24 protein-coding genes and 1 pseudogene are annotated in these 25,273 nt (G+C 56.4%); 14 read left to right on the plus strand and 11 right to left on the minus strand.

All coding sequences use genetic code 11. The features are described from left to right. Positions 1-92: 92 nt before the first annotated feature. Positions 93-998, plus strand: coding sequence for a glycosyltransferase family 2 protein (locus ACZ5D1_RS14460; RefSeq protein ID WP_011369047.1), 906 nt, complete (start codon positions 93-95; stop codon positions 996-998). Between the two features lie 110 nt (positions 999-1,108). On the opposite strand, the gene panF is transcribed toward ACZ5D1_RS14460, so the two are convergent. Further along, entirely contained in the window at positions 1,109-2,593 is a 1,485-nt protein-coding gene (panF, locus tag ACZ5D1_RS14465; RefSeq protein WP_011369048.1) for a sodium/pantothenate symporter, read from the minus strand. Next, the gene (locus ACZ5D1_RS14470) at positions 2,590-2,949 is read right to left on the minus strand and encodes a YhdT family protein (RefSeq protein WP_011369049.1); all 360 of its coding nucleotides are present in this window, start codon (positions 2,947-2,949) and stop codon (positions 2,590-2,592) included. The genes panF and ACZ5D1_RS14470 overlap by 4 nt, the downstream gene beginning before the upstream one ends. 440 nt (positions 2,950-3,389) lie before the next feature. Here ACZ5D1_RS14470 and phnC point away from each other — a divergent pair, with 440 nt between their 5' ends. Genes phnC through phnE form a run of 3 tightly spaced genes read left to right on the plus strand, consistent with a single transcriptional unit; the run spans position 3,390 to position 6,279 of the window. Further along, the gene (gene phnC, locus ACZ5D1_RS14475; RefSeq protein WP_011369050.1) at positions 3,390-4,217 is read left to right on the plus strand and encodes a phosphonate ABC transporter ATP-binding protein; all 828 of its coding nucleotides are present in this window, start codon (positions 3,390-3,392) and stop codon (positions 4,215-4,217) included. A 56-nt stretch (positions 4,218-4,273) separates the two neighbouring features. Next, on the plus strand, positions 4,274-5,155 hold the full coding sequence (phnD, locus tag ACZ5D1_RS14480) for a phosphonate ABC transporter substrate-binding protein (protein ID WP_011369051.1): 882 nt from the start codon (positions 4,274-4,276) through the stop codon (positions 5,153-5,155). 26 nt (positions 5,156-5,181) lie between these two features. Next, the gene (gene phnE, locus ACZ5D1_RS14485) at positions 5,182-6,279 is read left to right on the plus strand and encodes a phosphonate ABC transporter, permease protein PhnE (RefSeq protein WP_011369052.1); all 1,098 of its coding nucleotides are present in this window, start codon (positions 5,182-5,184) and stop codon (positions 6,277-6,279) included. Between the two features lie 38 nt (positions 6,280-6,317). Here phnE and phnF read toward each other — a convergent pair whose 3' ends face one another. Next, positions 6,318-7,073, minus strand: coding sequence for a phosphonate metabolism transcriptional regulator PhnF (gene phnF / locus ACZ5D1_RS14490; protein ID WP_011369053.1), 756 nt, complete (start codon positions 7,071-7,073; stop codon positions 6,318-6,320). Positions 7,074-7,209: 136 nt separating this feature from the next. Here phnF and phnG point away from each other — a divergent pair, with 136 nt between their 5' ends. From phnG to phnN, 9 genes are read left to right on the plus strand one after another with little or no spacing between them, the layout of a single operon-like run. Then, positions 7,210-7,665, plus strand: a complete 456-nt coding sequence (gene phnG / locus ACZ5D1_RS14495) for a phosphonate C-P lyase system protein PhnG (protein WP_011369054.1) — start codon at positions 7,210-7,212, stop codon at positions 7,663-7,665. Then, positions 7,662-8,273, plus strand: coding sequence for a phosphonate C-P lyase system protein PhnH (phnH, locus tag ACZ5D1_RS14500; RefSeq protein ID WP_011369055.1), 612 nt, complete (start codon positions 7,662-7,664; stop codon positions 8,271-8,273). Before phnG ends, phnH begins: the two co-directional genes overlap by 4 nt. After that, the gene (locus ACZ5D1_RS14505) at positions 8,264-9,448 is read left to right on the plus strand and encodes a carbon-phosphorus lyase complex subunit (RefSeq protein WP_011369056.1); all 1,185 of its coding nucleotides are present in this window, start codon (positions 8,264-8,266) and stop codon (positions 9,446-9,448) included. Before phnH ends, ACZ5D1_RS14505 begins: the two co-directional genes overlap by 10 nt. Beyond that, complete coding sequence (locus tag ACZ5D1_RS14510; protein WP_011369057.1) at positions 9,448-10,404, plus strand: alpha-D-ribose 1-methylphosphonate 5-phosphate C-P-lyase PhnJ; 957 nt, start codon at positions 9,448-9,450, stop codon at positions 10,402-10,404. The genes ACZ5D1_RS14505 and ACZ5D1_RS14510 overlap by 1 nt, the downstream gene beginning before the upstream one ends. After that, a complete protein-coding gene (phnK, locus tag ACZ5D1_RS14515; protein WP_011369058.1) occupies positions 10,397-11,251 on the plus strand; it encodes a phosphonate C-P lyase system protein PhnK in 855 nt (284 codons plus the stop codon). The genes ACZ5D1_RS14510 and phnK overlap by 8 nt, the downstream gene beginning before the upstream one ends. Before the next feature lie 38 nt (positions 11,252-11,289). Beyond that, the gene (gene phnL, locus ACZ5D1_RS14520) at positions 11,290-11,988 is read left to right on the plus strand and encodes a phosphonate C-P lyase system protein PhnL (RefSeq protein ID WP_011369059.1); all 699 of its coding nucleotides are present in this window, start codon (positions 11,290-11,292) and stop codon (positions 11,986-11,988) included. Beyond that, entirely contained in the window at positions 11,985-13,151 is a 1,167-nt protein-coding gene (locus ACZ5D1_RS14525) for an alpha-D-ribose 1-methylphosphonate 5-triphosphate diphosphatase (RefSeq protein ID WP_464555247.1), read from the plus strand. Before phnL ends, ACZ5D1_RS14525 begins: the two co-directional genes overlap by 4 nt. Before the next feature lie 57 nt (positions 13,152-13,208). Continuing rightward, positions 13,209-13,919, plus strand: coding sequence for a DUF1045 domain-containing protein (locus tag ACZ5D1_RS14530; protein ID WP_464555249.1), 711 nt, complete (start codon positions 13,209-13,211; stop codon positions 13,917-13,919). After that, on the plus strand, positions 13,916-14,470 hold the full coding sequence (gene phnN / locus ACZ5D1_RS14535; RefSeq protein WP_464555250.1) for a phosphonate metabolism protein/1,5-bisphosphokinase (PRPP-forming) PhnN: 555 nt from the start codon (positions 13,916-13,918) through the stop codon (positions 14,468-14,470). Before ACZ5D1_RS14530 ends, phnN begins: the two co-directional genes overlap by 4 nt. A gap of 301 nt (positions 14,471-14,771) precedes the next feature. Here phnN and ngr read toward each other — a convergent pair whose 3' ends face one another. Both ngr and ACZ5D1_RS14545 read right to left on the minus strand, forming a co-directional pair. After that, complete coding sequence (gene ngr / locus ACZ5D1_RS14540; RefSeq protein WP_464555251.1) at positions 14,772-15,380, minus strand: nigerythrin; 609 nt, start codon at positions 15,378-15,380, stop codon at positions 14,772-14,774. A 315-nt stretch (positions 15,381-15,695) separates the two neighbouring features. Continuing rightward, the gene (locus ACZ5D1_RS14545; RefSeq protein ID WP_234703590.1) at positions 15,696-16,109 is read right to left on the minus strand and encodes a GFA family protein; all 414 of its coding nucleotides are present in this window, start codon (positions 16,107-16,109) and stop codon (positions 15,696-15,698) included. Between the two features lie 287 nt (positions 16,110-16,396). Between ACZ5D1_RS14545 and ACZ5D1_RS14550 the strand changes: the two are divergent. Next, positions 16,397-17,032: pseudogene (locus ACZ5D1_RS14550) on the plus strand (transposase); the annotation flags it as partial. A 5-nt stretch (positions 17,033-17,037) separates the two neighbouring features. On the opposite strand, the gene ACZ5D1_RS14555 reads toward ACZ5D1_RS14550, so the two are convergent. The 6 genes from ACZ5D1_RS14555 to ACZ5D1_RS14580 form a co-directional block, all read right to left on the minus strand. Next, positions 17,038-18,057, minus strand: coding sequence for an ABC transporter permease (locus ACZ5D1_RS14555; protein ID WP_464555253.1), 1,020 nt, complete (start codon positions 18,055-18,057; stop codon positions 17,038-17,040). A gap of 9 nt (positions 18,058-18,066) precedes the next feature. Next, entirely contained in the window at positions 18,067-19,164 is a 1,098-nt protein-coding gene (locus tag ACZ5D1_RS14560; protein WP_027182267.1) for a microcin C ABC transporter permease YejB, read from the minus strand. After that, positions 19,161-21,023: an extracellular solute-binding protein gene (locus ACZ5D1_RS14565; protein WP_464555255.1), complete on the minus strand. Its 1,863-nt coding sequence runs from the start codon at positions 21,021-21,023 to the stop codon at positions 19,161-19,163. Before ACZ5D1_RS14565 ends, ACZ5D1_RS14560 begins: the two co-directional genes overlap by 4 nt. A gap of 65 nt (positions 21,024-21,088) precedes the next feature. Beyond that, positions 21,089-23,125, minus strand: coding sequence for a TonB-dependent hemoglobin/transferrin/lactoferrin family receptor (locus tag ACZ5D1_RS14570; RefSeq protein WP_027182265.1), 2,037 nt, complete (start codon positions 23,123-23,125; stop codon positions 21,089-21,091). Positions 23,126-23,239: 114 nt separating this feature from the next. After that, positions 23,240-24,094: a substrate-binding domain-containing protein gene (locus tag ACZ5D1_RS14575; protein ID WP_027182264.1), complete on the minus strand. Its 855-nt coding sequence runs from the start codon at positions 24,092-24,094 to the stop codon at positions 23,240-23,242. A 498-nt stretch (positions 24,095-24,592) separates the two neighbouring features. Further along, complete coding sequence (locus tag ACZ5D1_RS14580; RefSeq protein WP_464555257.1) at positions 24,593-24,988, minus strand: hypothetical protein; 396 nt, start codon at positions 24,986-24,988, stop codon at positions 24,593-24,595. Positions 24,989-25,273 lie beyond the last annotated feature (285 nt).

The raw sequence follows: 25,273 nt of genomic DNA on the forward strand, positions 1-25,273 counted from the left end.
ATACAGATTTTAAGTTTTGATTGACAACCCGCAAATCTCCACTTACATACCAAAGCTAAAAAACACTACAAAAAACAACAACTTGCAGCACCATGAGCAACATAACCATTATTATTCCTTCATATAACGATGCTTCCGGCTTACGCCAGTCCTTGCCGCCGCTTATCAACAAAGCCAAAGAAAACGCATGGGAAATCATCGTTGTCAACGACTGCTCGACTGACGATACTGTGGCAGCCCTGCAGGAATTCGACTCCGCGGTCACCGTCATCACCAACGAGGTGAACATGGGATACGGCGCGTCCATCAAGCGTGGTATTCTGGCGGCAAAGACCGAGTGGGTTGCCTCCATGGATGCTGACGGACAGCACCGCATTGCAGATCTGGAAGCCATGGCGGCCAGGCTGAAAGACGACGACGTGGACGCGCTCATCGGCAAGCGAGACAAAAGTTCTCATGTGCCTTTTGTCAGAATGCCCGGCAAATGGGTACTGGCGCACGCTGCAAACTTCATCACAGGCAGAAAAATTCCGGATATCAACTGCGGCCTGCGCATACTCCGCCGCAGATTCATGCTCAGCCTGCTGTCGCTTACATCCGACGGTTTTTCGTTTTCCACAAGCACTCTTGTCTGTCTGCTGCAGTTGGGCTGCCGTGTGCAGTTCGTTCCTGTAACAGTTGATGAGCGCATCGGAAAAAGCACCGTGAAGCAGGTCAGAGACGATTTTTACACGCTCATGCTCATCCTGCGGCTGATCACTCTTTTCAAACCGTTGCGTGTATTTCTGCCGCTCAGCCTTATACTGTTCGCTGCCACGTTCATCAACCAGATGTACGTTTTTGCCACACAAGGGCTGGATATAACCACCGCCACAGTGGTGGGCGGTCTGGGCGGTCTGTTCATTTTCTGCATGGCCCTGCTCGCGGATCAGATTTCAGGGCTGCGCAGAGACCTGCTGCTGCGTGACATAAAAATGGAGCAGCTTTCCTGCAAATAGCGCTGTAAACACAAACCGCCAGTCTGTTTTGATACGCAAAAAGCCCCCGCGCCACACTTGTCGTGTGCTGCGGGGGCTTTACTTTACGCTTTTCTGCCGCGTGTGGCCGGTCAGCGCTCGTCCCAGAACACGGAAACCACCCGGCTGTCGGGAGCACGCCCGCAACAGGCCCCTGCTATGAATGCCGCCAGCGCCGCCAGTGTGGTGGGAACAATGGCATGAATACCGCCCATGTCCGGTTTGAGCAGCGTAAGACTGATAAAAACGGACACACCGGTTACAATGGAAGCCACGGCTCCGGCGGCGTTGGCTTTTTTCCAGTATAGCCCCAGCACAATGGGCCACAGGAAAACGGCCTCCAGCCCGCCGAATGCGAACAGGTTGATCCAGACCAGCAGGTCGGGCGGTTCCACGGCCGCCAGAAAAACCAGCACACCGATGACACCGGTGCTGGCAAGACTCATTTTTTTCATCGTGACCGGTTTCAGCCTTGAAGCATCGCCCTGCAGCCGGTAGTGCACATACAAATCCTTGACGATGGCGGCGGAAGCCAGCAGCAGCATGGAATCCACCGTGGACATGATGGCGGCCAGCGGTCCGGCAATAAACACCCCTGCCCAGAAAGGCGGCAGCAGGTCGACAATAAGCGTGGGAATGGCAAGGTCACCCGCAGGCAGGTCCGGCCGCACGGCGCGTCCCAGCGTGCCTGCCAGATGGGCGCACAGAATCATGAAGCCGATGAGCAGCGTCCCGATGACCATGGCGTTGTGCATGGCGCGCGCGTCCTTGTATCCCATGCAACGCTGCGCCGTCTGCGGCAGGCCGATAACACCAAGGCCGACAAGAACCCAGAAAGAAAGAATAAACGGTTTGGGCACCGCATTATCAGGCCCCGAAGGGGTAATCAGACCGGGATCGATAGCCTTGAGCGTGGCCACGCACTGAGCCATGCCTCCGCCTGCGTCCACCACGGCCAGCAGCACCACAACCACGGCAATCACCATTACTATACCCTGCACGGCATCAGTAACTACCACGGCACGAAAACCACCCACCGAAGTGTACAGCACCACCGTTATGCCGAACAGCGCCAGCCCGACCACATACGGATACCCCGTAACAGCCTGAAACAGCCGCGCCCCGCCGATGAACTGAGCCAGCATGGCTGCCATGAAAAAAACAAGCAGCGCCAGCGAACACAGATTGACCACTGTATTGCTGGCATATCGTGCCCGCAGATAATCCGTCAGTGTCACGGAACCGGTTCTGCGCGCCACAATGGCAAAGCGCTTGCCCAGCACACCCAGTGTCAGAAAGGTTGTGGGCACCTGAATCATGGCCAGCAGCACCCAGCTGAGCCCCAGCCGGTAGGCAACTCCCGGCCCGCCCACAAAGCTGCTGGCGCTGGTGTAGCTGGCGATGATGGTCATGGCCAGCACAAAGCCGCCCATGGTGCGTCCGCCGATATAATATTCCTCAAGAACACCCTGTGATGTGGCCTGCGAATCAGCCTTGCGCCGCGCCCACAACGCCACCGCGAACGAAAAGGCAAGGTACAGCACAACAGGAATGGCAGTCATCAGCGGAGCGCTCATTGCTGTCCACCGTCCTTGTCTGCAACAGCACCCGCCCCGCCGCCGGCACCATACGCCGTGTCCCCGGCAGTTCCGGCAGCCTGTGCGGTGCTGTCCTGACCGTCATCCAGCGGCACCTCGCGAAAAAACAACCTCACAATACCCCACAGCAACAGCGTGATAAGCGGGTACCCCACAATGCAACTGTAAAAAAACCATTCCGGCAGTCCCATCACATAACCGTACTGCTCCGGGTCGCTGTCACCCAGCCCGTAGGCACAGACATACCACCAGATAAAATACAAAGCATACGCCCCCAGAGCAAAACCGGCCTCTTTGTTGGCCTGTGTGAACCGGCGGTCCTTGCGCGTTTTCATAACAACTCTCTTGTGCGTCTGGAAAAACAAAAAACCATGGTTGCAAACCGGCAGTACCCGCAGACCGCGCCGCCGGACAGCACCACCCCGGCGGTGCGCCTGCGTCTGTATGCGGCACCGGCAGCAGTGTCAACCTTGCCCCGTGTACCCGGCAGCGGCTTGCTGCCGCCGACAGCAGCGCACCGGCCGGTCACACGGCTGTCACATTGGCAGCACGCCTGCACGCGCCGTCATGTCCCGCAGGCCGTCACAAGCGCATAGTACACCGTTTTAACTGCTCAAAAAAAGCCCCTTAGACCTGTATCCGATTTGTCTGCACGTTCTGCCGCGGTCAAGAGTCTGGCATATACGTGTAACAGACCCTCCACAATGGCCGCCTAGTATTCCCGCAACGGAAAATGACAAACGCCCCAGCAGGGGACTGAAAAAGGGAATGCGCCATGCACAACACAACCAGACCTGCCGCCCGGCTGCCGGTACCGGCCATCAGAGCACACCAGCTGAACAAAATATACCCCAACGGCACCCGGGCCGTCTCCGATGTGTCGCTGACGGTGCACACCAACGAATTCGTCTCGGTCATCGGCTCTTCCGGTGCCGGAAAGTCCTCGCTGCTGCGCTGCATAAACAGACTCATACGCCCCACCAGCGGCACGCTGGAACTCTTCGGCGAAGACATAACCAAAATCTCGGGCCGTCACATACGTCAGGTTCGCGGCAAGGTGGGCATGATCTTCCAGCAATTCAATCTGGTGCGCCGCCTTTCGGTGCTGGAAAACGTGCTGGTCAGCCGGCTGCGTTTCAACAGCTCGTTCATCGGCCACTGCTGCACGCTGGTACGCCACTTCAGCCGTAACGAAAAAGAATTCGCCTTTGAATGTCTGCAGCAGGTGGGCATTGAGCATCTTGCGTTTCAGCGCGCCGACACACTTTCCGGCGGGCAGCAGCAGCGCGTGGCCATAGCGCGGGCGCTGGCGCAGGAACCTGAAATATTTCTGGCTGACGAACCCATAGCCAGTCTGGACCCGCACAGTGCGGAGGTGGTTATGGACACGCTGATGCAGATTCATGAAACACGGCACATACCCGTGCTGGTCAACCTGCACCACATCGACTTTGCCACACGGTACGGCAAACGCATCGTGGGCATGCGCAAAGGAAAAATCATACACGATGTCCCGCCATCCTGCCTTACCGACGACCTGATTACCGATATCTACGGCGCGCGCATCAACGAAGCCTTCGGAGAACTGGCCGCCTGTGCGTAGCCGTTGCCCGGCACCAGATTACTTACGCCCCTTTAACCGCTATGGAGAGAAAAAACATGTTCCGACGTTGTATCGTAGGCATTGTGGCTGCAGTCATGCTGGTTTCCATGGTCATTCCCGCCATGGCCGCCTCCGCCCCCGAAAACTGGCCCGCAAAAATCCGCGTGGGCTTCATCCCCACCGAGGGCAACGCCGACATAAAAAAAAGGTTTGCCCCCCTTACCGAGCACCTCCGCAACATTCTGGGCATCGAAGTGGAAGCCTTCAGCGCTTCCGACTATGCGGGCATCATCACCGCCATGGCCCACCAACACATCGATTTCGCGTACTTCGGACCCAAAAGCTATGTGGAAGCATCGGAAAAGGCAGGCGCACAGGCGCTGGTGATGGAACTGAACAAGGAAAAGCAGCCCGGATACACCGGCATCATCATCGTGCGCAAAGATTCCGACATGATGCAGCTTGACGACATCAAGGGACGCGTTTTCGCCTTCACCGATCCCAATTCCACGTCGGGATACCTTGTGCCCAACGTGCTTTTTGCCCGCGACCTGAAAATGAAACCCGAAGACTACTTCAAGCAGGTCAAGTTTTCCGGATCACACGGTGCGTCCATTCTGGCAGTGAAAAACAAGGCCATCGAAGCTGCGGCCACCAACAACATCGACCTCGACCGCATGATTGAAAAAGGACAGGTGGCCGCCGACGACTTCCGCATTCTGTGGCGGTCCGAGCTGATTCCCGGTGCCCCCATGGCCGCCAGACGCGACCTGCCCCAGAGCCTGAAAGCAGCGTTCACCGGCGCCATGCTCATGTTCAACGCCGACAAAGCCGGACTCGAAAAGCTGCAGAACGGCGGATACCAGTACACCGACGACAGCACCTACGACATCATCCGCTACCTGAAGCGCCTGAAAAACGAACTGGCAGCCAAATAGCACCAGCCCATCCACCGGAAAAGAGCATGTCAGAACTGACCCTCGAACAGCTCACCCCGAGAAAGACCCTCACCCAGAGGGTCCTTCTCGGACTCATGAGCCTCACTGTAGCAGCAGTCCTTGCCGTAACGTACGTGTGGTGCGGCATCGACCCCGTCAAACTGTACGAAAAACGCAACAACGCCGTGGAATACCTGTTCGGGCACAGCATTTCAGATGCCGACAGAACGGCTGCCATGGAACAGGCACGCAGGCTGCCCGCCATCATCATCCATCAGGAAGCCATGGACGAAGTGCGCAAAGAAATGGCTGCCAAAGGCTCCGCGGACTTTACGGAAATGACCGGACGCGGCAACGAACTGGCCGAAAAAAGGCTGGCCGCGATGGACCCTGCGGCATTCGACGCCATAGTGCAGGAAGAATACGAACGGGTGCTGGATGAAAAGCGCGGCGGATTCTTTCCTCCGGAAATGCGTACCGGCCCCCTGATGCAGTACAGCCGCGCCCTGATTGAAACCATTGCCATAGCCATATGGGGCACGCTGCTGGCTTTTGTGGCAGCCATTCCCGCATCCATGCTGGCGGCGCGCAACACGCTGTGTCTTATTCTGCCGGGCAGTTCGCCCGCCCGCAAAAAGCTGCGCCGCAGCATCCAGTTTGCCATGCGGCGGCTGCTCGACTTCTGCCGCGGATTCAATGAATTCGTCATGGCCCTCATTTTCGTGGCAGTCATCGGTCTGGGGCCTTATGCCGGGGTGCTGGCCCTTGCCATCCACTCGTTCGGCATTCTCAGCAAGGTGTTCAGCGAAGGTATCGAAGCCATCGAACCCGGTCAGGTGGAAGCCGTGGAAGCCAGCGGCGCCAGCTCGGTACAGACCATTGTCTTTTCCGTGCTGCCGCAGATGATGCCGCTCATTGTCAGCTACAGCCTGCTGCGCTTTGAAACCAACGTGCGCAGCGCCACCATTCTGGGATTTGTGGGTGCCGGCGGCATAGGCTTTCTGATTTTCGACAAGCTGAACGGCTACCTGTACCGCGAAGTAAGCACCATGATGATTCTGGTCATCCTCATGGTCACCGTCATCGATTACATGTGCGGCATCATCCGCAGCAGGTTTGTATAACCATGCGCAGTTCAGCCGCCTGTACCGCCGCAGACGTTTTACGCGGCATCAATGACAAACTGGATGCGGTCGGCCGCCCAGACGCACACCCCGTATTCCACGGGAGTACCGGCGCCGTCGGCATTGACCGATTCCACCACCAGCACCGGAGTCTGCCGCGCCAGCCCCAGCGCCCTGACCTCTGCGGCATCGGGCATTCTGGACGTGATGCGGGTGGAGGTGCGTACATAATCAGCCACCCCCAGCGCCCGGAATGCAGCAGTGACGGAATGCAGCTGTCCGTAGACAGCGGCAAAACCCGCAAACCGCCCGTACGGAAAATAGTGCGTGGTGCAGCACAGGGGGCGGCCGTCGGCATTACCCACGGTGCGCAGCCGCAGCAGCATCGTGGCGGGCAGCACCTGCAGCGCTTCCGCCGCCCTGCGCCCGGCCTGCACTTTGTCGCTGCCCAGCAGCCGCTCACTGGGAATACGGCTCTGCCGCAGCAGGTTTTCGCTGAAGCGGACCCGCCGCGCAAGCGCGTAATCAAGCTTGTCCCTGCGGGCGAACGCGCCGCGTCCCTGTTCCACAACGATAAGCTCCTTACGGGCAAGTTCAGCCAGCGCCTGCCTCACGGTATGGCGGTTTACGCCGAAACGCTGTGCCAGCTGCCGCTCCGTGGGCAGTTTTTCACCTGCAGCCACATATCCGCTGCGCAGGTCATGCTCCAGCACAGCCTGAATCTGGCGCCACAGCGCCACTCCGTTTCCCCGTTCCAGTTCCCGATGCGCAACAGGTACCGTGTCATGCGTCATTGCTTGCGTCTCCTTTTTGCTGTGTTCCATGCGGAACAGGCAGCATAGACGGGCGGCAGAATGAAAGCATGCCGGCAGTGTTACAGAAACACATAAAGTTATCTAGACAACCATAAGCATACATCCGGAAACAGACATGGATCAGATACCTACAGAAACACGGCAGCACTGGATGTCCGTACTGGCACGGGCCCCGCTGGCCGAGCTGGAAGCAGCCTGGAACAGCCTGCCCCGCCGACCAGAATATGCGCTGCTGCGGCAGCCCGAAACCGGACTGGCCATGGTGCAGGCACGCACCAACGGCAGCGGCGCTCCGTTCAATATGGGTGAAATGACCCTGACCCGCTGTGCGGTGGATGTGAACGGCTTTGCCGGACACGCCTATGTGGCGGGCCGCAGCAGCCGCCACGCCGAGCTGGCCGCGGTCTTTGACGGGTTGCTGCAAGACCCTGAACACACCGGCACGCTCACACGCACGGTCATACTGCCTCTGCAGCAGCGCATAGCCGCAACCCGCCGCACGCAGGCGGCGCAGGCCGCGGCCACCAGAGTGGAATTTTTCACCATGGTACGCGGGGAGGACCAGCCATGACCAAGCAGCAGATGCTTCCCGGCTTTGCCGACCCGGTACACCACAGTCAGCAGTGGTACCGTGCCCTGCTCAACGCCATGTCGCGTCCGGGCACCGTGTGCGCACCTTGCGGCGAGGCAATGCCGCAGCAGGTGCCCGCGCCATGCAGCCCCGCCGCGGCAGGAGTGGCTCTGACCCTGCTGGACCACGAAACCCCCGTCTGGCTGCAGCAGCCGGAAAGTCCGCTGGCGCACTGGCTGCAGTTCCACTGCGGCTGTCCGCTGACACACCGTCCGGAAGATGCCGCATTCGCCGTCATCACAGACAGTAACACCGTGCCGGACTGGTCCCGTTTTGCCACAGGCACGCCGGAATACCCCGACAGGTCAGCCACGCTCATCATTCAGGTGCAGTCCGCAGCAGCAGCCGGACCGGTAACGTTGCAGGGGCCCGGCATACAGAAAGAGGCACACATTTCCGTAAGCGGACTGGCCGATGCCTTCTGGACAATGCATCAGGCCAACGCCGCGCTGTTTCCGCAGGGAACAGACACCATCCTTGCCGCGCCCGAAGGAGTGCTCTGCCTTCCGCGCACGGTACGCATACGGAGGCAGACAACATGTATGTAGCAGTGAAAGGCGGCGAAAAAGCCATTGCCAGCGCACACCGGTATCTGGCCGCAGAACGCCGCGGCGATCCCGCAGTGCCGGAAATCAGCGTGGCCCAGATACGCGAACAGATGCGGCTGGCAGTGGACCGCGTCATGACCGAAGGCTCGCTGTATGATCCGGAACTGGCAGCACTGGCCCTTAAACAGGCCCGCGGCGATGCCATCGAGGCCATTTTTCTGCTGCGGGCCTACCGCACCACCCTGCCGCGGCTCTGCACCAGTCTGCCGCTGGAAACAACAGCCATGCAGCTCAGACGGCGGATTTCCGCAGCGTTCAAAGACATGCCCGGCGGACAGCTGCTGGGCCCCACCTTTGACTACACACACCGGCTGCTCGACTTTTCACTGGCAGACGGACAGGCAAACCGGCACGCCGCACCGCCTGCCCCGCTGCAGGCGGAACCGCTGCAGGAACCCCATGCGGAAACACCGCGCATACTCGACTTTCTGCATGGCGACGGGCTGGTGGAAGCAGCCGGAAATCCTGACGCGCACCATGTGGGCGACATAACACGCGAACCTCTGGAACTGCCTGCTGAACGCGATATCCGTCTGCAGAACCTCACCCGTGCCGACGAAGGTTTTTTACTCGCCATGGGCTACTCCACCCAGCGCGGCTTCAAAAGCTCCGGGGGCCATCCTTTTGCCGGCGAAATACGCATGGGCAGCGTTGCCGTGCATGTGGTGCCCGAAGAACTGGGTTTCGCCGTCAACATAGGCGACATCACCGTTACCGAAAGCGAAATCGTCTCGCTGTACGACGGCAGCGAAGACACGCCGCCGGCCTTTACCAGAGGATACGGCATCACCTTCGGCAGCGGCGAACGCAAAGCCATTTCCATGGCGCTGGTGGACCGCGCTCTGCGCTGCCGCGAACTGCATGAAGATATCACCGCGCCCGCACAGGATGAAGAATTTGTGCTGATGCACAGCGACAATGTTGAAGCCACAGGTTTTGTGGAGCACCTCAAGCTGCCGCATCATGTGGACTTTCAGAGCGAGCTGGAAATACTGCGCCGCCTGCGCACCAACTGGGCGCAGAGCAAAGCCCGCAGAGAAGCGCGCGAACAGGCGGCACAGCAGGCGGCACAGCAGGACAGCGCCAGCGCCGCCCTGCTGGAAGGAGCAGCATAATGACACAGTGCAACACCACAGCAGCAGGCGGCCCCCGGCTTGCGGCGCAGGGGTACAATTTCGCCTTTCTGGACGAACAGACCAAGCGCATGGTGCGCCGCGCCACATTGAAAGCCGTGGCAATTCCCGGTTATCAGGTGCCTTTCGCCAGCCGCGAAATGCCCATGCCGTACGGCTGGGGCACGGGCGGCATCCAGATAACCGCGTCGGTCATCGGGCGTGACGACACCCTCAAGGTTATCGATCAGGGCGCGGACGACACCACCAACGCGGTCTCCATCCGCAGCTTTTTCCGGCGCACAACGGGAGTTGCCACCACGGAGGACACCGCCGGAGCAACACTCATCCAGACCCGTCACCGTATTCCCGAACAGCCGCTCAGCGACGGGCAGATACTGATTTTTCAGGTACCCATTCCCGAACCGCTGCGCTGGATGGAACCGCGGGAAACCGAAACGCGCAAAATGCATGCACATCAGGAGTACGGGGTGATGCATGTGAAGCTGTACGAAGATATTGCCCGTCACGGTCATATTGCCACCAGCTTCGACTACCCCGTGCTGGTGGCAGACAGATACATCGCCAGTCCCTCGCCCAACCCCAAGTTTGACAACCCCAAAATGGACAACAGCCCGGCGCTGCAGCTGTTCGGGGCAGGCCGCGAACAGCGCATCTACGCCATCCCGCCGTACACCGCGGTACGCAGCCTCGACTTCGAGGATCATCCGTTCAGCGTGCAGCAATGGGATGACGTATGCGGGCTGTGCGGGGCATCCGACAGCTACCTTGATGAAATAATTCTCGATAACCAGGGAAACAGGATGTTTGTCTGTTCCGACAGCAACTACTGCGCCGGACGCAGAGCGCAGGGGCACACCGGCGCCATGGCCGCGCCCTCTGCGCACCGTGAACCGGTGCCTGCATCCGGCCGGAAGGAGGAAGCCGACAATGGATAATCTGCTCAGCGTTTCCGGCCGTTTTCCGGCCGCACGGAATATACCCGCACCCGGCATTCCCGCAGCGCATTGCGAAGAAAATCCGCTTCTCAGCGTCAAAGGGCTGAGCAGATATTACGGAGACCGCGCAGGCTGCCTTGATGTCTCCTTTGATCTCTACCCCGGCGAAATCATCGGCATTGTAGGCGAATCCGGCTCCGGCAAATCCACGCTGCTCAACTGCATTTCCGGCCGTCAGGCACCCACCTGCGGCTCGGTGCACTATCGCGGCAAGGACGGCACCCTGTGCAATGTGCACGCCGCGCCGGAGCATATCCGCCGCATGCTCATGCGCACGGAGTGGGGATATGTGCACCAGAACCCCCGCGACGGCCTGCGGGGCAATGTGAGCGCGGGTGCCAACATCGGCGAACGGCTCATGGGCGTGGGCATGCGTCACTACGGCAACATCCGCCAGCGGTCGGCCACGTGGCTGGACCGTGTGGAAATTGCCCGCAACCGCATGGACGACCTGCCGCGCACCTTTTCCGGCGGCATGCAGCAGCGGCTGCAGATAGCACGCAATCTGGTATCTGCCCCGCGGCTTGTTTTTATGGATGAGCCCACCGGCGGGCTGGATGTTTCGGTACAGGCGCGCCTGCTGGACCTGCTGCGCGGGCTGGTGGCCGACATGGGACTGGCCGTGGTTATTGTGACGCATGATCTGGCAGTGGCCCGCATTCTGGCACACCGGCTCATGGTCATGTGTCAGGGGCAGGTGGTGGAGGCAGGTCTGACCGATCAGGTGCTGGACGACCCGCACCACCACTACACCCAGCTGCTGGTTTCTTCCATCCTGCAGGTCTGACCCGCAACCCTTTTCACATCATTCACAGGAACTGATTCATGACTGTAATGCTGGACGTGCAGAACGTGTGCAAAACATTCACCCTGCATAATCAGGGAGGAACACACATCGCTGTCTTCAACAATCTTTCACTTCAGGTGCGGGCCGGAGAGTGCGTGGCGCTTTCCGGCCGGTCCGGTGCGGGCAAATCCACCCTGCTGCGCTCGCTGTATGCAAACTACAAACCCACAGCCGGCTCCATCAGCGTGCTGCACCGCGGCACCATGGTGGATATTGTCCCGGCCCCGCCGCGCAAGGTGCTGGAAATCCGCAAATACACCATAGGCTATGTCAGCCAGTTTCTGCGCGTCATTCCGCGCGTTACCGCACTGGATATAGTGGCGGCCGCCCGCAAAGAAGTGACGGGCCATACGGCAGAAGCCCGGAAACAGGCAGCCGAACTGCTGGAGCGCATGAATATTCCGCGCAGACTGTGGGACATCGCACCCGCCACGTTTTCCGGCGGCGAACAGCAGCGCGTGAACATCGCACGGGGATTTGCCGTGCCCTACCCCGTGCTGCTGCTGGACGAGCCCACGGCATCGCTGGACGGCGCCAACAAGCAGATAGTGACAGAGCTGATACATGAGGCAAAGGCACGCGGAACCGCCGTTGTAGGCATCTTTCATGATGACGACGTGCGCGGTGCCGTGGCCGACCGTGTTTTTGACATGCAGACCATGGAGATGGCGGCATGACCGGAGAAGTCATATTCACCAACGCCAATGTGGTCACCCCGCAGGGAACCATATACGGCACCGTTGTCACCAGGGGCGAAACCATTGCCGCCGTGGAAGAGGGCACCGTCCGCAACGGAGGGGGATGCAGCTGCGGCGGCAGCATGGTACGCGACGTTGAAGGCGACTATATCATCCCCGGGCTTATTGAAATGCACACCGACCATCTGGAAACCCAGTTTCAGCCCCGTCCGGGCGTGCTGTGGCCTTCGGCGCTTGCCGCACTGGTAGCGCACGACACACAGGTTGTCGGTTCCGGCATAACCACGGTGCTCGACTCCATATGCTGCGGCCAGCTGAATGAAGGCAAAATGCGGCACACCCTGCTGTCCATGTCGGTGGCGGCCATACGGGACGCCCGCAGCAAAAATATTCTGCGGGCCGATCATCAGATGCATCTGCGTTGCGAAATATGCGACCCCTATGTCATGGAAATGTTTGAACCGTATGCGGATGAGGCTATCCTGCGGCTTGTCTCGCTGATGGACCACACTCCCGGACAGCGGCAGTTCTGCGACTACGCCAAGTACCGCGAATACTACAAACAGGAAGACTGGACCGACGAGCAGTTTTCCGGACTGGTGGAAAAACTGAAAGGCGAGCAGGAACGCAACGCCGCCGTCAACCGCTCCGTGATTCTGGCCATGTGCCACAGACGGGGCATACCCGTGGCCAGCCACGACGATACCACCGAAGAACATGTGGCCGAGGCCGTGCGCGAAGGCATAACCATATCGGAATTTCCCACCACGGCCGCAGCCGCGGCCAAAGCTCGCGAGCTGGGGCTGGGTATTGTCATGGGCGCTCCCAATGTGGTGCGCGGCGGGTCACATTCCGGTAACATATCCGCACGCGAACTGGCGGCACAGGGCCTGCTGGACATCCTTTCTTCCGACTATGTTCCTGCAAGCCTGCTGCACGGCGCCTTCATGCTGCATCAGCAGGTCGGCATACCGCTGCATGAGGCGCTGGCCACGGTGACGGCCAACCCCGCTCGTCTGCTCAGCCTGCACGACAGAGGCGAGATAGCAACCGGCAAACGCGCGGATATTGTCCGGGTGAAGCTGGTGGACGATGTGCCCGTGGTGCGCACGGTATGGCGGGGCGGCAACCGCCTGCTGTAGACGGCAGGCCGCAACCGCCCGACTGAATTGCACAGGGATAAACGCCGGAGACACACCATGACCGCACGTTATGCCATCTATTACCTGCCGCCGCGCCGCTCGCGGCTGGAAGCTCTGGGCACGGACTGGCTGGGCAGAACACCCGACGACCCGCACAGAAAACCGCCCCGCCCGCCGCTCGGGTTTTCCGTTCCGGAGCACGCCTCTCTGACCGGTGCACCCAAAAAATACGGCTTTCACGCCACGCTCAAGGCTCCTTTCGAACTGGCGCCGGAAGTCACCGAAAAAGACCTGCTGCGCGAGACCGCAACCATATGCCGAGAACACAGCCCCTTCGCCCTTTCCGGCCTTGCCGTAAGCTATTTCGGCAATTTTCTGGCCCTTACTCCCACGGCAGTTTCGCCCGCACTGCACAAACTGGCCGCCGACTGTGTACGCAGGCTTGACCACCTGCGGGCGCCTCTTTCGCGCCACGACCTTGAACGCCACATGCGCAAAGGACTTTCCGGACGGCAGGAGCGTCTGCTGCGCCGGTTCGGCTATCCGTTTGTGCTTGAGGAATACCGCTTTCACATGACGCTGACCGATGCCGTGGAAACGCGCCTGCGGCCGGAATACAAAAACAGGCTTGAAGCATTGCTGCATGCGTATCTGGCAGATGCCGTGCCCGTGCACGAAGTCACCGTATGCTTTCAGCCTGACCGCAGCTCGCCGTTTACCGAACGCGCCCGCGTGGCACTGGGCAGCACACAGGAGAATGTACAGTGACCGGCCCGCTGTTTTATGTCATGGGGCCTTCCGGCGCGGGCAAGGATACCGTGCTGGATGCCGTGCGCAGCCGCACGGAATGCGCCGGAGTTCTCTTTGCACGGCGGTACATCACACGGCCTGCATCAGCCGGCGGTGAACGCCACATGCCGCTTCATCCCCAAAAATTCGACGCCATGCGTCATGCAGGTCAGTTTGCCCTGCACTGGCAAAGCCACGGTCTGCACTACGGCATAGGCATAGAAATCGACGGATGGCTGGCACAGGGACACGCCGTGGTCGTCAACGGTTCGCGAGGCTATCTGGAAGCCGCACTGCTGCGGTACCCCGCCATGCATCCCGTGCTTGTGACGGCACCCGAAAGTCTGATTGCAGAACGCCTTGCACAGCGGGGGCGCGAGACTGAAGCGCAGATTCGCAGACGCCTGCAGCACAACTGCCTGCTGGCGGACTGCGGCACCGGCAAAGATTGCGCCGTCATTGTCAATGACTCCACAGTGCAGGCGGCGGCGGAGCGCTTTTTCTCATTATTGCGCCCTTATCTTCGCTGAAACACACAGCGCGCCCGTGTTACGGGCGCGCTGTGATATCCGGCCATGTCAGACGGCCATATCAGACCGCCATGCGGCAGATGGTAATCCCCCCCATTTCTAGGGGGCCTGACCAAGGTAGCGTAGCCTCTACTTTTCAGGCTCCCTAGAAATGGGGGGAGTACGGCCATGCGGCAGATTCATACAGGTCTGTAATATACTGCGCCGCCACGCTGATCCGGCAATCAAACCGGAGCGTGGCGGCCCGTAAGACCGGCAGAATCACTGCATCTTCCGGCCGGAAAACAGTCGCACAGACTATCTAGTATGCGGTAAAAGAATCTTTGAGGCGGAAGCAGATGGGACACTTCTCGAAGTCTTCCCCTTTGTGGATGTATCCGCACACAGGGCACAGGTGAAACCTGTCGTCGTCCGGGGCGTCAAGATCGTTGTACGCACCAAGATAGAGTTCCGCATGTACGGCTTCTGCAAGCTTTGCCCGCGTAAACACGGCAACGGCCTTGTTATTGCCCTCTTCCTGCGCCTTTTTTATAAATGCCGGATACATGTCAGAAGTTTCATATATCTCGCCGTTGGCGCCGGAGATAAGATTAAGATCGCAGGAGTAGGAGGCGGGAGCCTGAACGGCGGGCTTTTCATAATCCGGATCCATTTGTGCTACCAAAGTGTATTCCAGATCAATATGGATCAGCTCCGCCGCCGCAGTGGCTTCAAAAAGACGGGCTGCCTGTTCATAGCCCTGTTCTCTGGCTGCTTTGGCAAACGTCATGTACTTCGTGTATGCAGCGGTTTCCCCTGCAATGGCTGCCTTCAAATTTTCAAGCGTGCTGCCCACGAGCGTTTTGCTGTCTGCAACCACATTAAAATTTGTGGCATTCTTCACACCGGGAATCTGAGCTCGTACCTTCATGTGAATTTTCTCCTGTCGTTACAGTTTGTTCACAATACAAACATAGTACACACAGGCAGCAACCATATCTTTTGCGGTAAATTTACGTCAACGTTTCTTCAATAAAATTTGCAGAAAAACGTACCCGCCACGGTACCCTGTAGTCGGCACACGACAGCCAACGTACATGTGCAGCCGCGGGGCGGCATAAACAACTGCGGCCGGCATACGCTGTTTTCAGCATCACACGGTCATATGCACGCCGCTGCCTTCCGACAAGCATCGAGACAGATCAGTCACCACCGCAGCTGTACGCTGCACGGCTTTCACCGGCATTCAACTGTCAGGCTCTTCCGGAAGCCTGTCAAAAACAGCTACATTTTCCAGTGCCGTGTCCCAATTTGCCTTGTCCGCATAAAAAATATGACCATCGGGCCGTATGGGAACATCACAGTCCAGACTGCCCGCAGGCACCACCAGCAGCGTTCCGCCCATCTGAATATTCGGTAACGCAGACCCGCAACGGCTGCAGAAGCTTTTGATGTGTCCGTCCAGATCAAATGTCCGCACATGTTCTTCCCCTTCCAGCCATCGCAATTCAGCCGTAGAAGAAAATAAATTGGCAGCATGCGCGGAGCCTGAGTCTTTCCTGCATCGCTCGCAGTGACACAGGTAAAATTTTTCAAACTCCCCTTCGACCTCAAACGCCACGGTTCCGCACAGACATGTTCCCGTGTATGTCACCGGCATCCCTCCTTCGGATACAACCCTTCATATCAAAATGTCATATTGAAGTAAAAAAAACATGCTTTTCCGGCAAAATACCAGACCGGAGACGCTGAAATCAACGCGATGAGGAGATACAGATACCTGAAAACCAACCCTGAACAACCGCTCTGAAACTTGTCCTTAAGAATACTCTCAACGTACTTTTGAAATTAAGTGCGCTTATCGAACTGCCTTTTGGAAATAATTTTCCGGAGCAGCCCCCGATCAGACCGGACACCTCGGCCAACCCAAGAGGTAGAGCCAGAGGCATGCCCAGACTGAGTGCTAGTTCAAGTTCCACTCTCGAGGTCGTGAACGTGGTCCGACGTCGCCGGTGGACCATTGCCAAGCAGTTCCCGGTCGTTGAGGAATCCTTCCTGCCCGGTATGAGCGTCTCTTTTGCAACCCGCAAATACGACATCGCTCCGAATCAGATTTTCCGCTGGAGAAAGCTCATGAGCGGCGGCGGAAAGGCGGCCATTCAGGCCGGTGACCACGTGGTGAGTGCTGCTGAGGCAAAAACCCTGAAAAAGCGTATCCGGGACCTGAAACGGCTTCTTGGCGGGAAGACAATGAAAGCGGAAATCCTTAGGGACGCCATCCATGGCCCGCGAGAAAAACTGATCCCGCGTCCACCGTTGCCTTTCAAGGACGGTTCGCTATGAAGCGGGTTGCCGAATCCCCGGAAGTCTCGCGTTGGCGTTTGGCAGAACGCCTTGGTGGTACTCCTCCGGTTCAAACTCCCCGATATAGAAAGGAGCAGGACGAAGAACTGCTTCATCATATCCGCGCCATTCCGGATGAACGCCAGGCCTGTGGTTACCGGCGGTTCAGCCGCAGCTCAATACGCTTCCGAGGTCCGAAGGTGTCCATCGGTGAACCACAAGCTTGTTTACCGGATCATGTATTTTTACGAATTCGGATCAAAGGCATCGCGGGCGGCTTCTCCGATGAATACCAACAGCATCAGCAAGCCACCAAGCACTGCGAACGCAGATAGTCCGATCCATGGGGCCTGAATATTGGTTTTACCTTGCGAAAGAAGCTCTCCCAGCGCGGGAGAGTCCGGAGGCATACCGAATCCCAGAAAGTCGAGAGAGGTAAGCGTTGTTATGGACCCGTTCAGGATAAATGGCAGGAAGGATATTGTGGCTACCAGTGCGTTAGGCAAAATATGGCGGAACATTATCCGGGAGTTTGAAACCCCCAGCGCGCGGGCAGACCGTACATAATCATGTTTCCGACCTTTCAGAAACTCGGCGCGGACGACGTCCACAAGCCCCATCCAGCTGAAAAGCAACATGATTCCCAGCAGCATCCAGAAGGTAGGTTCTACAAAACTTGCCAGAATAATAAGCAGGTAGGTTACCGGCATTCCGCCCCATATTTCCATAAAACGCTGCCCGGCCATATCAAGCCACCCGCCGTGATAGCCCAAGACTGCTCCGAAGCAAATGCCGGCGATAGAACTGAAAGAGGCGAGCAGAAGGCCGAAAACGACTGAAAGCCTGAACCCGTAGAGGAGCCTGGCCAATACATCGCGTCCGCTGTCATCGGTGCCCAGCCAGTGCGAGCCAGAAGGCGGTGCGGGAAACGGAACTTCGGCGCAGCGTGATACAGTGCTGTACGAATATTTTACCGGAGGCCATATCATCCAGCCGTTCCCCTGCAGACGGTGTTGCAGTGCCGGGTCATGATAGTCGGGCGGAGTTTCAAATTCTCCGCCAAATGTTGTTTCCGGGTACTCGCTGACTACGGGAAAATACAGTTGTCCCTTGTACATAAGTAACAGGGGGCGGTCGTTGGCAATAACTTCCGCACTCAGGCTGATAGCGAAAAAAAACAAAAAAAGAAGCAAAGAAAAGTACCCGCGGCGGTTAGAACAAAAGACTTTCCAGCGGCGGGCGTTCACGCCTTGCAATATAGACATGGTATTCTCTTATTTTTGTAATGAGCGGAAATCGATTCGCGGGTCGACCAGAACATACGTCAGGTCACTGAGAATTTTGACTACCAGACCAAGAAGGGTCGACAGGTAAAGTGTTGCAAACATCAGCGGATAGTCTCGCTGCATAGTTGCTTCAAACCCCATAAGCCCCAACCCGTCCAGAGAGAAAATCACCTCGACAAGCAGCGAGCCGGTAAAGAACAATCCCAGAAAAGCACCGGGAAAACCGGCAATGAAAATGAGCATGGCATTACGAAAAACATGCCCGTACAGTACCCGTCGCTCTGTAAGACCTTTGGCGCGAGCCGTTGCCACATACTGCTTTCTGATTTCATCGAGAAAGCAGTTGCGTGTCAGCTGAGTCATGCCTGCGAAGCCGCCGATGACCAGAGAAAAAACAGGAAGAGCCATATGCCACAGGTAGTCTGCCATTTTTCCGATGGCAGACATGGATTCAAAATCCGGTGAGGTCAGGCCGCTGAGAGGAAATACGCTCCAGTAGCTGCCTCCGGCAAAAAGAATGACCAGCAGAATGGCAAACAGGAATGTGGGAACTGCGCCGGCTGCCACAACAACAAATCCGGCCCATGCGTCAAATGAAAAACCGGCTTTTACAGCCCTGCGGATACCGAGAGGGATAGAAACAACATACGAAATCAAAGTGGTCCACAACCCGAGAGAAACAGAAACCGGCATTTTTTCCCTCACCAGTTCCAGTATGGTTTTGTCCTGATAAAAGCTTTCCCCGAAGCGGAATACGGAAAAATCGCGCAGCATGGCCCAGTACCGCTCCAAAAGCGGTTTATCAAAACCGTAATATCTGCGTATACGCTCAACCAGCTCGGGGTCGGCATGGGCCCCGGGTCTGTATCCTCCCATGTTGTCCAGAGAGCTTTGCACGACTTTTATTTCATCCTGAGAAGACCCGCCCGCACGTTCCAAAACAGATCGCTCCTCTCCCTGAATACGTGCAATCATTTGCTCCACAGGCCCCCCCGGGCATAACTGAATAACAAAAAAATTCACTGTCAGGATAGCGAACAACGTCGGAATAACCAGAGCCAGCCTTTTAAAAATATATGTACTCATTGCGCTGCCCCCTGCGAGGCTTCCTGCTTTTCATCCCACCAGGCATTTATATCTGCAAACGAATACCTGCCTGCATCAGGTCGTTTAAGCCCTTTCCGGTAAGCCACCCGATGCACGTTCGAAGCTCCGAGAGGGACAACGTACTCCCCCCACAACAGAACTCTGTCCAGCGCTCTGCATGCGGCCTGCAGATATTCCCGGTCCTTCGCCCCGATGATGGTCTGTATCAGCGCATCGACAACCGGGTCATCAACCCCCGCCACATTGCGGCTGCCTTCCATGTTTTTTGTAGAGGAGTGCCAGTAAAATATAAGTTCGCGTCCGGGATATGTTCCGTGACCGAATGCAGTTGAAATCATATCGAAATCAAAGGTTGTTGATTTGCGCACAAAGGTAGGGGTATCGGCCGTAAAGATATTCAGCTCAATGCCCAGACGTCGAAGATTGGCGGCAAAAGGAAGCGCCAGACGGCGTACCGATGCAGAATCTGTAAGAAGCTGAAACCGCAGAGGACGCCCCGTGGCTGTATTAACGCGGATACCGTTTTGTATGCGGTACCCCGCATCATCAAGCAGGGCCGCTGCTTTTAGCAAGTTTGTCCGGTTGAAACCGTCAGCATCGGAAACAGGGAATACATGCGGGGTATCAAAAACTTCCCGAGGCAGCCTGTGGCGGAAGGGTTCAAGCAAATCCAGCTCGCGCCCCCGAGGAAGGCCGGTACAGGCCAGATCTGTGTTGGTAAAATAACTGGTAGTGCGGATATACTCATTCCAGAAGAATTGCCGGTTGATCCACTCAAAATCCATCGCCAGCATGATGGCCCTGCGTACACGGACATCTGAAAACATAGGTCTTCGTGTATTAAAGAAAAAACCCTGAATTCCTAGAGCGTTGTCATGTGGCAACCGCTCGCATATTATTTCTCCCCGATCAAATGCAGGGCCTTTGTATAATGTATGCCAGTTCTTGGCCGAGTGTTCTTCGCGTATGTCATAATGGCCCGCTCTGAATGCTTCCAGTGCAACGGTGGCATCGCGGTAGTACTCGTACCTAATCGTGTCAAAATTGTATCGTCCCTTGCATACAGGTAGATTCTCCGCCCAGTAACCATCAACTCTTTTGTAAATTACTTCGCGCCCCTGCCTGTATGAATCCATTCTATAAGGCCCGCTGCCCACAACTTTTTCCAGAGCTGTTCTGCTTAGATCACGATGCTGCCAGAACGCTTTTGGGTATATGGGCAGACTGCCGATATACAGAGGAATCTCACGGCTGGCACCGGGGGCAAATTCGTAGCGCACTGTCAATCTGTTCACAGCCTGAGCCATCGTGATATCCGAAAAAAAGCGCTGCAGAATATTTCCCATGTTATTCATGGTCGCATTGTATGAAAAAACAACATCTTCTGCCGTTATGTGGCTGCCGTCCTGAAAACGGGCCGCCGGATTGATATCAAACTCAATCCATGAACGGTCTTCCGGATACCGGATACGTTCTGCCACCAGGCAATACTGGGTATCAGGCTCGTCATGTGCTGCTGTTGTCAGACTGTCATACAGCAAGCTGAAACCTGCAGGCAGCTTGCCTTTGGGGGTGAAAGGATTCGTGCTGTCAAATGTGCCCGTGGCATACAACCGCAGAGTCCCTCCTTTAGGGGCATCGGGGTTCACATAATGAAAATGGCTGAAGCCCTGAGGCATTGCCGGATCGCCAGCTATGGTCAGCGCGTGGGTTTCGATTACGTTTTCTGTCCGGGCAAAAGCCCCGGGCACGGGCAGTATCCATAGGCAGACAAGCAACGCGCAGACAGTCCGCACTGCGGCATCAGGCATCAGTGCAGACATGTTCGCTGATTCCATAAAAACTCCAGAGGGTCCGGCTCCGCAGGGCGGAGCCGGACATGTGGCAAACGGTCTGACGGTCCCTAAAAGCTATAGGAGACTGCCATCTTTATATTTTGGCCAACTTCGTAGGCGCCGTCCGAGTTTGTGTAACGGCTGTCAAAGAGGTTATCGACGCCAAAATCAAGGCGGAAGCCCTCAAGATTTCCACCTCGGGGAGTCCATGCAAACCCTACCCCGTGAACTGCGTAAGGGTTTCTGGTCATTTCCTTGTTTTCAAATACGTTATAGTATTTGTGCGTGCTTACAAAACGTGACTTCCAAAAAAGGTCCAGATCATATGAGGCTAGCAGGTAACCTACCCGCAGGCTGAGCTTTTCCGGACTGCCGCCTACCCGTTCACGGGTTTCTTTATCGTGCCCGATGGTTTTTCCGTAAGAGGCTGCAAGAGACAATGCACCTATGCCGTATTCAAGCTCCAGTTCATAGCCGAACCTTTCTGCTTTACTTACGTTGACGCTCTGGTAGTGCAGCTCGTCAAACGGCGCTGACGAAAAGTCTTTTACCATCTGCGCTTCAATCAGATTTTTTATGTCTTCGCGAAAGTAAACTGCCTTGAACCTTAACGGGTCGGCATCAGCGAATACACTGTCAAAACCGAACGATGCCCCGAATTCCCATGTCTGAGCTGACTCCGGCTTCAGGTCGGGGTTGGGCAGCACGCGGATAGTGCCCCATGGCATGGTGTTGTCCATGGCAAAGTAGATTTCATCCATCGAGGGGGGGCGATATGATTCGGCATATGTGCCGAACACATTTAGCCATGGTGCAATTTTAACGACTGCAGTGAGCTTCGGGGTTACACGTTCTTCGCTCTGATCTTCAGCAATGTCGGAATCTGAAGATCGGGAATACGATGTATAGCGCATGGCCGGAATCAGGGTAAGCCGGTCAAACAATACCATTTCGTTCTGAATGAACAGCCCGAGATCGTCTGCGCTTGCCTTGGGACGCGAAGGGTCGGCAAGGCCGAAATCCGTGCCCTGCTGGTTTTCACGGTAGTAATCCACACCGTATGTCAGAGCATTGCTGGTCATTCCGAAAAGTTCAAAACGCGAAGTGTTTTGAAGACTTCCGCCGACGGAACGGTATTCGTCTTTAAGCTCGCGGGGAGCATCGTTCATGTACTCGTTATCGCGCCAGGCTGTTTGTGTAGTCAGCTTAAGATCGAGCCACGGGCTATCTGGCAGTGCGATTTCGTAGTTGCCGACAAGTTTGTGTTCCTGTTCGGTAAATGTGCTGTGTGCCCGTGTAGAGTCAAAGCGCCCGTCGTTGTATGAATACGCCAGCGAAAGATACTGGCTGTCATCCGGAAAGGCGGACAGTTTGAGCAGGCTGCTGCGGGAGTAGCCTGTCTTGTAACTGGTGTCTTTGCTTGGCGAAGGATTGGTTGTCTGCGTATCGCCGAAATCGCGGTACACTCCGTGGGCAAGTACATCAAAAATACCATGCCGGCCGTATAAAGAGAGCGAATTCATGCTTTGATGCGTGGCGGACATGTACCCTGTTTTGACCTTTCCGCCGAATGAACTGCCTGGTTCAAGCAGGTCGGACGCATCTTTAGTACGCATGGAAATCACGCCGCCTATGCCACCGCTGCCATGTAATGCCGATGACGGACCACGAAGCACTTCTACCTGTTTCAGCATGTCCGGGTCGGTTACTGCGGGAGCATGCCCTATACCGGATTGCGAAGTATAGTTCTGGCGTGCCCCGTCAATTTTGAAAATCGTCTGATCGGGCTCGAGTCCGCGCAGCGATGGTTTCTGAATGAACGGATTGGTAGGATCTGAAAATTCAAGGTTCGGCACACCTTCAAGGATGTCACGCAATGAGGTTGCCTGCTGGCGCTCAATGGCCTCCTTGTCCATCGTCACTACCGATGCCGGAGCTTCAAAAGCGCTGTGCTCTGTACGGGTTGCACTGACGACAATTTTATCCAGCCTGATGACCGGCCCTGTGTTCTCGCGGGGAGTCTCCTTCCCCGCGGCGGGTGATGTGGCATTGTGGGTATTCTGCTGATTTTCCGTGTTGCGGGATGCAGCATGTGCAGGATGCATCAAGCCCGTGCCTGTAATAACAATCGCGACTGCAAGCCATAAGGCCCGGAATCGCCCCCCAAAGATAGTAGCCATCCTCTTTTGCTCCTGAAAAACTGATCAATAATATGATTGTTAACCGGACAGTGCCTGCTTCCACAAAGCTAGCGCTTGGGGATATTCCATGGGATTGGCACTGCAACAGTGTGGTAATGCATAAATTTCCAGTTTTTTTAAGGCGGGGATTGTTGCAGCAGTTTCCGGATGCTTTTGAACAAAAGAGCGTAGGGCGCGCTGGCCCACAAGAGGGTCACCTGTAAGCGCAATGACATCAGGGTTGGCTTCTTCAAGTCCTGTAAAGGAGCGCAGAAGCTGGATACCGTCCATGACGGTTTCTTCAGTGGAACTCAACATTGGTCCTGCGGCATTGATGCAACCCAGCGGTCCCAGAACGGCGCTGTCGATGTAGCCGCCGGGGGTTTCGGCCAGAAGAAAAGAATCAGACCGTTGAGGATTGCTGATGCCCAGCAAAGTGACAACGCGCTTGCCCAGTTGCGGCAGGTTGGCAAGCGATTGTTCAAGGGACACTTTGTAGTCTGAGGCAACTTTTTCAGCCTTTTTCGGCATGTTGAAAATTCTTCCAGCGTCATGAATGGCCTGCTCCATTCCTCTGGTGAAATCCAGAACGGCAACCTTGAGTCCTTGAGCCTCCAGTTCAGGGGCAATGCTGGCCGGATTAGGAGAATCCTTGGTGTTTTCAATGACAACATACTCTATCTGCATCTTTTTATAGGCATGCAGCAGTATCTTGCGTTTGCTGCCCATGACGCAAAGCACGCATTCAAGCTGTCGTGCAAAGGGAAACTCCTTCTCAATCATGGGTATTTGTCCACCTATCATGGCGGTGGGATAACACCCGAGAGCGCGGGCAACATCTGCCACACGGTCACCTATAAAAATTACCGGCAATAGCTTCGGACCCTGTTTCATGGATGCTCCTTGCAACATAAGCGGCCTGAGGCAGCTCATATGCGATAATGTTTTTGATTATCATATTCAGCAAAGAGTGTTCCATGTCGCAATTTTTAAATTTATACTGATAAAACAAAATGTTATTCTTACTCATTTTTTTGTTCTATTTATGCAACATGAGAAGTCTTCCTCCCGCTTTTTAGTACTTTTAATATAACGATCTGAATTTATAGTTTTTCGATCGAATGACTTGCGCAACCTGTTTTGAGAGTTTTTATTCCCATACGGGCTGCCTTCCGGAAGTGAGGTTATTCTGGACTGTGGACGGTTGCTCAGGAACCGGCATCGCGGGGTGTGATGTTGACTTAGATAATGAATGTCAATATCGATAGCGACAGACAACCCCGCCATTACGGACAACAACCGCCCCTTTCAGGATATAAGCAGATGGCACGCACTCTCGAAACCACCGCCCGCGTCGGGTACTGCCTTTGTGATCAAAACGGAGTACCTCTTTTAGTAGAAAGAGCGCAGCATATTCCTGCCGATATACGCCGGCAGATTCATAAGGGGCAGAGCCTTGCTGAGGCGCTGGAATTTCACACTGACATCAGCTCGCTCATCACACAGGCCGGAGCAACAGCTTTGGTTTCGACAGCAGTAAGGTTTGCTGACGGAATCAGCCATATGCAGATAGTACGCCTCGGCCCTTCGCATATACATATACACGGCTACCTTGTAATTTTTGCTGAAAACGATTTGTCGTTTCCTTCGGAAGATGCCGCTCTGGGAGAGCTTGGCGCGGCGTTGGCAGCGACCGGCACCCCGTTCGCCATCTACAACAGTTCTGACAGGCGTGTCGCGGGCAGTGCTCATGCCGCACCGGAACAGCATCCTGCCGAAGCCCACCATGGGCAATGTCAGAACCCTTTCCCGGGTGTTTTGTCATTTTTTACGGCTGCGGAACGCAGAAGGCTGCAGGCAGCCGGAGGCTGCAACCGGCTCTTAGCGACAGATTGTGGGAGAAAAAATATCTGGGTACGCGGGCTGCGTATTTGCCATAAAGAGGCCAGAGGGACTTTATGCCTGGGCTATGCAGTGGAAAGAGCACACAAGGAGGCACCATCAGACAGCTTCCGAAAGCTTGAAAGCGCGTTTCCTGCAGTTTGCATCACTCTGGGAGCCGCTCCCGAGTAT

The sequence above is a fragment of the Oleidesulfovibrio vietnamensis genome (assembly GCF_055388115.1).

Excerpts from the sequence above, each read along its gene's own strand:
- ACZ5D1_RS14505 (WP_011369056.1), top strand. The coding sequence starts at position 8,264 with ATGTATGTAGCAGTGAAAGGCGGCGAAAAAGCCATTGCCAGCGCACAC.
- phnC (WP_011369050.1), top strand. The coding sequence starts at position 3,390 with ATGCACAACACAACCAGACCTGCCGCCCGGCTGCCGGTACCGGCCATC.
- ACZ5D1_RS14560 (WP_027182267.1), bottom strand. The coding sequence starts at position 19,164 with ATGAGTACATATATTTTTAAAAGGCTGGCTCTGGTTATTCCGACGTTG.
- phnF (WP_011369053.1), bottom strand. The coding sequence starts at position 7,073 with ATGACGCATGACACGGTACCTGTTGCGCATCGGGAACTGGAACGGGGA.
- phnH (WP_011369055.1), top strand. The coding sequence starts at position 7,662 with ATGACCAAGCAGCAGATGCTTCCCGGCTTTGCCGACCCGGTACACCAC.
- phnE (WP_011369052.1), top strand. The coding sequence starts at position 5,182 with ATGTCAGAACTGACCCTCGAACAGCTCACCCCGAGAAAGACCCTCACC.
- ACZ5D1_RS14575 (WP_027182264.1), bottom strand. The coding sequence starts at position 24,094 with ATGAAACAGGGTCCGAAGCTATTGCCGGTAATTTTTATAGGTGACCGT.
- ACZ5D1_RS14565 (WP_464555255.1), bottom strand. The coding sequence starts at position 21,023 with ATGGAATCAGCGAACATGTCTGCACTGATGCCTGATGCCGCAGTGCGG.
- panF (WP_011369048.1), bottom strand. The coding sequence starts at position 2,593 with ATGAGCGCTCCGCTGATGACTGCCATTCCTGTTGTGCTGTACCTTGCC.
- phnG (WP_011369054.1), top strand. The coding sequence starts at position 7,210 with ATGGATCAGATACCTACAGAAACACGGCAGCACTGGATGTCCGTACTG.
- phnL (WP_011369059.1), top strand. The coding sequence starts at position 11,290 with ATGACTGTAATGCTGGACGTGCAGAACGTGTGCAAAACATTCACCCTG.
- ACZ5D1_RS14470 (WP_011369049.1), bottom strand. The coding sequence starts at position 2,949 with ATGAAAACGCGCAAGGACCGCCGGTTCACACAGGCCAACAAAGAGGCC.
- ACZ5D1_RS14555 (WP_464555253.1), bottom strand. The coding sequence starts at position 18,057 with ATGTCTATATTGCAAGGCGTGAACGCCCGCCGCTGGAAAGTCTTTTGT.
- ACZ5D1_RS14510 (WP_011369057.1), top strand. The coding sequence starts at position 9,448 with ATGACACAGTGCAACACCACAGCAGCAGGCGGCCCCCGGCTTGCGGCG.
- ACZ5D1_RS14570 (WP_027182265.1), bottom strand. The coding sequence starts at position 23,125 with ATGCATCCTGCACATGCTGCATCCCGCAACACGGAAAATCAGCAGAAT.
- ACZ5D1_RS14545 (WP_234703590.1), bottom strand. The coding sequence starts at position 16,109 with ATGCCGGTGACATACACGGGAACATGTCTGTGCGGAACCGTGGCGTTT.
- ACZ5D1_RS14530 (WP_464555249.1), top strand. The coding sequence starts at position 13,209 with ATGACCGCACGTTATGCCATCTATTACCTGCCGCCGCGCCGCTCGCGG.
- phnD (WP_011369051.1), top strand. The coding sequence starts at position 4,274 with ATGTTCCGACGTTGTATCGTAGGCATTGTGGCTGCAGTCATGCTGGTT.
- ACZ5D1_RS14580 (WP_464555257.1), bottom strand. The coding sequence starts at position 24,988 with ATGGTGGGCTTCGGCAGGATGCTGTTCCGGTGCGGCATGAGCACTGCC.
- ngr (WP_464555251.1), bottom strand. The coding sequence starts at position 15,380 with ATGAAGGTACGAGCTCAGATTCCCGGTGTGAAGAATGCCACAAATTTT.
- ACZ5D1_RS14525 (WP_464555247.1), top strand. The coding sequence starts at position 11,985 with ATGACCGGAGAAGTCATATTCACCAACGCCAATGTGGTCACCCCGCAG.
- ACZ5D1_RS14460 (WP_011369047.1), top strand. The coding sequence starts at position 93 with ATGAGCAACATAACCATTATTATTCCTTCATATAACGATGCTTCCGGC.
- phnK (WP_011369058.1), top strand. The coding sequence starts at position 10,397 with ATGGATAATCTGCTCAGCGTTTCCGGCCGTTTTCCGGCCGCACGGAAT.